Source organism: Actinomycetota bacterium (assembly GCA_035759705.1).
Taxonomy (GTDB): Bacteria; Actinomycetota; CADDZG01; order JAHWKV01; family JAHWKV01; genus JAJCYE01.
In genome coordinates this window covers 1-5183 of the sequence record DASTUJ010000167.1, presented here as the reverse complement: position 1 = coordinate 5183, position 5183 = coordinate 1, and the positions used below count along the sequence as shown (strand labels likewise).

The window sequence follows — 5183 nt, the reverse complement described above, 5'->3', positions numbered from 1 at the left end:
CCTGCCCGTCGATGACGGCAGGAAAGTCGACCAAACCCTGTTCGATGTCCTTGATGGTGATGCTCCTTTGGTCGAACCAATCCAACTCTTCGGTGACCCGGTCCGAGTGCTCGGACCACGCAGAACCCGCCGGGTCTCCGCCGTTGGTGTGGGACCTGAGGGCCACCGCTGCTCGATGGCGTTGCACCTCGCTATACGCATCCTGGAGGCTTCGAAGATGCTCCCTTACCTCAGGCAGGATTTCGTTGGCCGTAAGCTTGGTATATCGGGTTGGCCCGGGCACCACTCCATCTTACTGTTGGCCCAGAAGGAACTATGCAAACGCTGACGGAGCTAGTTAGGGACGAAACCAACCTCTCGCCGAGGGAGGTGGAGCACCTCGACCGGCTGCTTATGTCCTGGCAGCTGCTCGCGGACCTCTCGTTTGCCGACCTTTTGCTCTGGTGCCCGCTCCGGGGCGGCAGTGGTTTCGTGTGCCTGGCCCAGATGCGCCCGTACACCACCCAGACCCTTTACCCCCACGACCTCGTCGGCAAGGTGCTTCGGCCCGAGGAGCTGGCGGTGGTCGACCGGGTCTACGCCGAGAACCGGACCTGGCGCAGCGAGGAGCCGCTGATCATCGACGGTCTCCCAATCCGGATCGAGGCAATTCCGGTCCCCGTGACCGAGGACCGGGTGAGCGCGGTGATGACGATCCACAGCGCACCGCTGAAGAACCGGCGCCGGGGTGAGCTCGAGCAGAACTACCTGGAGTGCGCCGCCGTGCTGGCGCGGATGGTCGGCCAGGGGATCTTCCCGTTCCCCGGCGAGGCGCTGGACCCGGAGCTCGCCCCCCGGGTAGGGGACGGCATGATCCGGCTGAACCTGCTCGGCAAGGTGATGTACGCCAGCCCCAACGCGGTCTCCGCCTTTCGCCGGCTGGGCGTGGTCACCAACCTGCAGGGAGAAAAGCTCATGGACGTCGGGGTGGACGCCGCAGCTGCGACCCAGGCGCTGACCACCGGCCTGCCGGCCCAGATCGACGTCGAGGTGGGGGCTTCGGTCATGCTCCAGCGGGCGCTGCCCTTCCTCGAAGGACGGGACCGGCGGGTAACCGGCGCCATCGTCCTGGTTCGGGACGTCACACAGCTTCGCTACCGGGAGCGCCAGCTGAAACGACAGCAGGCGGTCATCCGGGAGGTCCACCACCGGGTGAAGAACAACCTGCAGACCATCGCCAGCCTGCTGCGGCTCCAGGGCCGCCGGGTTCACCCCGAAGCCCGCCGGGAGCTGGAGGAGGCGACCCGCCGGATCGCCGCCATCGCCCTGGTGCACGAGACGCTCTCCAAGGAGTCGGGCCAGTACGTCGACTTCGCCGGGGTTGCCGGGCGGCTGATCAGGATGGTCTCCGAGGGGCTGCTCCACCCGGACAGCCGAATCACCCTCCGGCTGGAGGGGGACCCGGGAAAGCTGCACTCGGACCTGGCGACGCCGCTCGCGGTGGTTCTCGTCGAGTTGCTCCAGAACGCGGTCGAGCACGCTTTCGGCGAGACCGGGGGGACCGTGATGGTCCAGATGCAGCGGGTGGACGGGGTATTGACGATGAACGTCGGCGACAACGGAAAGGGACTCCCGGAGGGGTTCGGCCCCAAGGACAAGGGCCTGGGCCTTCAGATCGTGCGGGCCCTGGTGGAGAGCGAGCTCGCGGGAACGTTCAGCTACATGTCAGATGGTGGGGCCAGCTTCTCCGTTGTTGTCCCCACCGAGCGTCCAGGCGGGCTCGTCCCGTCCTCCGGGAGCTAGGCGAGAAAAGGGTGGCGGCGTCCCGCGGCTACGCTCTTGCGCTCGTCCTCGGAAAGTCCTCCCCAGACGCCGGATTCCTGATGGGTCTCGATGGCCCACTCCAGGCAATCCTGCTTAACGCAGCACGGCTGGCAAATCGCCTTGGCCTGCTCGATCTGATCCAGGGCGGGACCGGTCGTACCGATGGGGAAGAATACGTCCGGGTCGGGGATCTCCTTGCAATTGGCGCGCTGCCGCCAATCGGTTTCAGGAGATGCGCCTGGTTCGAGGTAAAACGTGATTTCTTTCATGGGGAGACCTGAAAGACCTAGTCGAACTTCGCGGGCTGGGAACAAGGGGAGAATATGTCGGCACTGTTAACTACGCAATACCCCCGAGTCGTTTTTCTCAGCTAAAACTTAAGTGAAATGGACCGCATTTTGAACAAAACGGGTGATATTGGGGCGAATTCTGCGCTTCCCGGGGTTTTTTCGCCAATGTTGCCAACCTTGATAAAGGACGCATTTGACTCTCCCGATCACCTTTTTGAGGTCAAATGGGACGGAGTAAGAGTTCTAGCCTTCTGCGAGAACGCTTCGACTCGCCTTTATTCAAGATCCGGCCGGGAGGTCACCCACCAGTACCCGGAGTTCAAGGACCTGCACCAGCGGCTGCATCTTCCCAACGCAGTGCTCGACGGGGAGATAGTCGCCCTGGACCCCAACTCCCGGCCGTCGTTCGAGCTCCTGCAGAGCCGCATCAACCTCTCCCGGCCTTCCGACATCGCCCGGGGTGTCGGCCAGATATCGCTGGACCTGGTGCTGTTCGACCTGGTGTTCTGCAGCGGCGAGTGGATCGGCGGTCACCCGCTGACCGACCGGCTGGACCTGCTCGGCCGCAGCGTGGAGTTCGGCGAGAGGGTCTTGAGGTCCGAGCCCATCGCGCTCCACGGCTGCGCGCTGTTCGAGGCGGCCAAGGCCAAGGGGTTGGAAGGCATTGTCGCCAAACTCTCCAACAGCCACTACATCCCAGGCCGGCGGACGAAGGACTGGCTGAAGATCAAGGCGATCTACGACGTGGACGTGGTGGTCGGCGGGTACAGCGCCGGGACCAACTCCCGCTCCAGCTCTCTGGGGGCCCTGCAGGTCGGTGCCTACGACACCGAAGGCCGGCTGCGCTACCTCGGGGCAGTCGGGACCGGGTTCAAGGACCGGGACCTGGTTTCGATCAAGGCGAAGCTGGAGGAGCTGGCGACTCCGGTGAACCCGTTCGCCGACAAGCTGCCGAAGGGCGTGCGCTTCGCCCGGCCCGAGCTGGTGGCCAAGGTTGAGTACCGGGAGCTGACCAATGGGATGCGCCTGCGGGCGCCCTCGTTCAAGGGCCTGCGGGACGACAAAACCCCGGCGGAGTGCCTGATCCCGGAGTAGGGCGCAGGATTAGGCCGACTTCTTCGCCTTGACCTTTTCCTTCTTGTCTTCCTTCTCGGCCGCCTTGGTCTTGGCCTTCGTCGCCTCCACGCTGGCCTTCAGGGCCTCCATCAGGTCGAGGATCTGAGTGGGCTCCTTGGTGGCCTCCACCGCGACCTCCTGGCCCTCGATCTTGGCCTGGACGGCGGCTTCGAGGCGCTCCCGGTAGGTGTCGTGGAACTCATCCGGCTGGAAGGTGTCCGACAGGTTCTCGATCAGGCTCTTCGCCATCGCGAGCTCCTGCGGGCGGATCTCGACGTCCTTCTCCAACTCCGCGAAGTCGGGTTTGCGGATCTCGTCCGGCCAGTTCATGGTCTCGAGGATGAAGATGCCGTCCCGGACCCGGAGGGTCGCCAGGCGCTCCTTCTCCCTTAGCGTGACCTTTGCGATGCCGATGCGCCCGGAGTCGTTCATGGCCTTCTCCAGCAGCTTGTACGCCTTCACGCCCGAGGGCTCGGGGGCGACGTAGTAGGGCTTCTGGAAGTAAACCGGGTCGATCTCCTCGAGCGGGACGAACGCGACCACGTCGATGGCTTTGATGCTGTCCGCGGGGATGGCGTCCATCTCCTCCTCGGTGAAGACGACGTAGTTGCCCTTCTCGAACTCGTAGCCCTTCACGATCTCGTCGTAGGGGACCTCCTCACCGCAGACGCTGCAGGTGCGCTTGTACTTGATGCGGCCGTTGTCCTTGCCGTGCAACTGGTTGAAGCGGAAGTCCTTCTCCTCGACGGCCGTGTACAGGCCCACCGGAATGGTGATTAGGCCGAAGGTGATTGCGCCCTTCCAAATCGATCTCGATGGCATGAGTAGCCCCTTCGTTTTCCCGACCTAAAGCTTACCCCGCAGGGCCGACACCAATCCGGTTACCTGTTGATATCGAGGTCGGCTGACGAATCGAAAGGGCTTTAGATCTCCTTGCGCTGCACCACGAAGAACGTCAGGCCGATCATCACGGCGAGGTAGGCGACCGCCCAGGCGACCCGTGCGCCCGCGCTCTCGATCAGCAGCATGCTGCTCGCCCCGGCAATGTTGCCGCCCTGCTCCAACTGTTCCAGCGCCAGCGGTGAGATCAGCCGCTTGGGCGTCAGGTACCAGAGGGCGGTGATTATCGCCCCGCCGGCGCCGCCCACCCGTCCGGTGGTGACGAAAAGGTAGAGCGTGGAGACCGCGTTGGACGCCGAGTAGATGAAGAAGGCGACGAAGGCGGCCAGAACCGGGTTGTTGATCAGCGCCGACATCAAGGTGGTGATCGCGACCAGCAGCATCAGGTTGAACGCCTGCGTCGCCCAGTGACCCCACAACTCCATGCCGAGGCCCCGGTCCTCGATGAGGTTGACCCCCTGTAGAAGCGTCGCCAGCAGGAGGCAGAGGCCGACGACCAGCGCCATGCTCGCCAGCAGCCGGCCCAGTGCGTACTGCCAGCGGGCGACCGGGCGGGCGAGCACCAGCATCGCCTCCCCGTCGGAGAAGGGCCGGCCGATGTTGTTCATCGACACCGCCACCGCAGCCAGCGTGGCCATGCCCTGCAGAAGGGTGACCGACAGGACGGTGGCCATTCCTACCGCCGCGTTCACCAGTGTGGCGGACAGGTCCTGGTTGAACGAGACGTAGATCAGCCCGAGGCCGGCCAGCAGCGCCATCCCGCCGAAGAACAGGACGAGCTTTCGGCGGACGTGTTCGGTGATGGCGGAGCGGGCCAGGGTGAGTACGGCGTTCACGATCCGGCCTTCTCGATCAGGTCGACAAAGACGCTCTCCAGGTCCTGGCCTTCCGGCACCAGCTCGTCCATCGGCCCGGTGGCCACCATGCGGCCTTTGTGGATGATTGCGGCGTGGTCGCACATGCGCTCGACCTCGCTGAGGAGGTGGGAGTTGAGGATCACCGTGGCGCCCCGTTCCTTGAGGGCTGCGATCTGGTTGCGCACGTCGCGGCGCCCGATGGGGTCCAGGTCGGCGG

General features: G+C 64.5%; 7 protein-coding genes. 2 read left to right on the top strand and 5 right to left on the bottom strand.

Annotated elements, in window-relative coordinates:
• Window positions 1–283: DUF2203 family protein (locus tag VFV09_11195; protein HEU4868281.1), on the bottom strand; the 283-nt coding region annotated here is incomplete at its 3' end.
• 32 nt (window positions 284–315) lie between these two features.
• Between VFV09_11195 and VFV09_11190 the strand changes: the two genes are divergently transcribed.
• On the top strand, window positions 316–1782 hold the full coding sequence (locus tag VFV09_11190; GenBank protein HEU4868280.1) for a sensor histidine kinase: 1467 nt from the start codon (window positions 316–318) through the stop codon (window positions 1780–1782).
• On the opposite strand, the gene VFV09_11185 is transcribed toward VFV09_11190, so the two are convergent.
• On the bottom strand, window positions 1779–2072 hold the full coding sequence (locus tag VFV09_11185; protein HEU4868279.1) for a WhiB family transcriptional regulator: 294 nt from the start codon (window positions 2070–2072) through the stop codon (window positions 1779–1781). The two genes, VFV09_11190 and VFV09_11185, sit on opposite strands and share 4 nt — an antisense overlap.
• A 117-nt stretch (window positions 2073–2189) precedes the next feature.
• On the opposite strand from VFV09_11185, the gene ligD reads away from it, so the two are divergent.
• Window positions 2190–3188, top strand: a complete 999-nt coding sequence (gene ligD / locus VFV09_11180; GenBank protein HEU4868278.1) for a non-homologous end-joining DNA ligase — start codon at window positions 2190–2192, stop codon at window positions 3186–3188.
• Window positions 3189–3197: 9 nt separating this feature from the next.
• Here ligD and VFV09_11175 read toward each other — a convergent pair whose 3' ends face one another.
• The 3 genes from VFV09_11175 to VFV09_11165 form a co-directional block, all read right to left on the bottom strand.
• Window positions 3198–4031, bottom strand: coding sequence for a Ku protein (locus VFV09_11175; GenBank protein ID HEU4868277.1), 834 nt, complete (start codon window positions 4029–4031; stop codon window positions 3198–3200).
• A gap of 101 nt (window positions 4032–4132) precedes the next feature.
• Window positions 4133–4945, bottom strand: coding sequence for a hypothetical protein (locus VFV09_11170; GenBank protein HEU4868276.1), 813 nt, complete (start codon window positions 4943–4945; stop codon window positions 4133–4135).
• On the bottom strand, window positions 4942–5183 hold a 242-nt coding region (locus VFV09_11165; protein HEU4868275.1), incomplete at its 5' end, for an ABC transporter ATP-binding protein. The genes VFV09_11170 and VFV09_11165, both read right to left, overlap by 4 nt.